The organism is Peribacillus sp. NPDC058002 (assembly GCF_042886655.1).
GTDB lineage: Bacteria > Bacillota > Bacilli > Bacillales > DSM-1321 > Peribacillus > Peribacillus aracenensis.
Window position 1 is genome coordinate 1 of sequence record NZ_JBHVQU010000499.1, and the last position, 1,367, is coordinate 1,367.

The 1,367-nt window shown below is 36.9% G+C and carries 1 protein-coding gene and 1 pseudogene; both read left to right on the forward strand.

The features are described 5' to 3' along the window. Positions 1–425: 425 nt before the first annotated feature. The gene (locus ACFVSH_RS26660; protein WP_387708830.1) at positions 426–1,031 is read left to right on the forward strand and encodes a nucleotidyltransferase family protein; all 606 of its coding nucleotides are present in this window, start codon (positions 426–428) and stop codon (positions 1,029–1,031) included. 116 nt (positions 1,032–1,147) lie between these two features. Continuing rightward, a pseudogene (locus tag ACFVSH_RS26665) lies at positions 1,148–1,367 on the forward strand (aldehyde oxidase); the annotation flags it as partial.

Here is a 1,367-nt window from a genome sequence, read left to right on the forward strand (position 1 = left end):
CTCTTTATCTACATGTATCCTCATCTAATCAGCCAATTAATTGAGTTGTTATTCTTTCAATTCGATTTTCTTTGCTTCCTTGAATTAATCGTTGTACATAAATCCCAGATGTGTGGACATGTCCTGGGGCAACTTGAATTATAATCTTGAGTTGGGGAATTTAGCTTACAGAAGAGTCGAAGGACTAAGTATGTAATTAAATGAGAGTTAAAAAAACCTCATTTAGATGCGTTACGCTGAAGCGTACCATAAGTAATATAATGAGGCTTTTACGCATATAAAGAAAAAACGCTATCCTGATTATTTAATTAAAATTCAAAGTATAAATAATCAATGATCTCTTAATAGTCCATACCGCAAATGCTTACACCGCTTGTGCTTTTATTGTGAGAGTTAAGAAAAATGATAGGTAGAAGGTGACAAACATGGAAGCAATCGTCCTAGCTGCTGGATATTCCAGCCGAGCGAATGCATTTAAAATGACTTTGCCGATGGGGCAAATGAGCGTGTTGGAGCAAACGATCTCTAAATTTGAAGGATTATGCAGCAGGGTCATCGTCGTAGCTGGGTTTCAAGCGGAAATCATCCAAGAGGAAATTGCCAAAATCATCAGTAAAAATGCCTATTCATTTCAGATCAAGTTTGTTTATAATGAAAACTTTAACATGGGAATGTTTCATTCCATTCAAAAGGGCTGCAACGAAGTAAATGCCCCAACCTTCTTTATAACACCCGGAGATTGTCCGCTTGTTAAAAAAGAGACTGTTCAGCTAATAGCAAAACACAAAGGAAACGTGGTTATTCCCAGCTTTGACTATAAAGGCGGCCATCCCATTAAATTATCAAGCGAAGTGAAACAGAAAATTCTCGAAACCAATCCAGAGAGTAATTTGCGTCTGGTCCTTGGTGGTTACGAAAAGCAATACATGAATATAGATGATGCGGGAGTATTAATGGATGTTGATACACCGGAGGATTACCAAAAAGCCATTGATTATGATAAGCGAAGTAAAAATATAATTAAAAACTAGGAAAATCTTGAATAGAAATGAATCATAAAAGATCATTCTCATTGATAAAATCATAGGAAGAGGTTTCTATTCAGAATATGTCCCAATAAAAATATGAGTCGAAGGGTGTTGTTGCAATGAATCTCAAAGACATAAGCACCTCAGTGCCCAAAAAGGACCATAAAGGTAAAGTATCGGGCCAGTTGCCCTATATTAGTGACGTGAAATTGGAAAATATGGTTTATGGTGTTTTGTATCGATCGCCAATTGCTTATGGAAAAGTCATATCCATTCAATTACCTAACCTTCCGGAAGGGTATGAAGCTGTTGGAGCAGTGCATATCCCCGGACCGAATT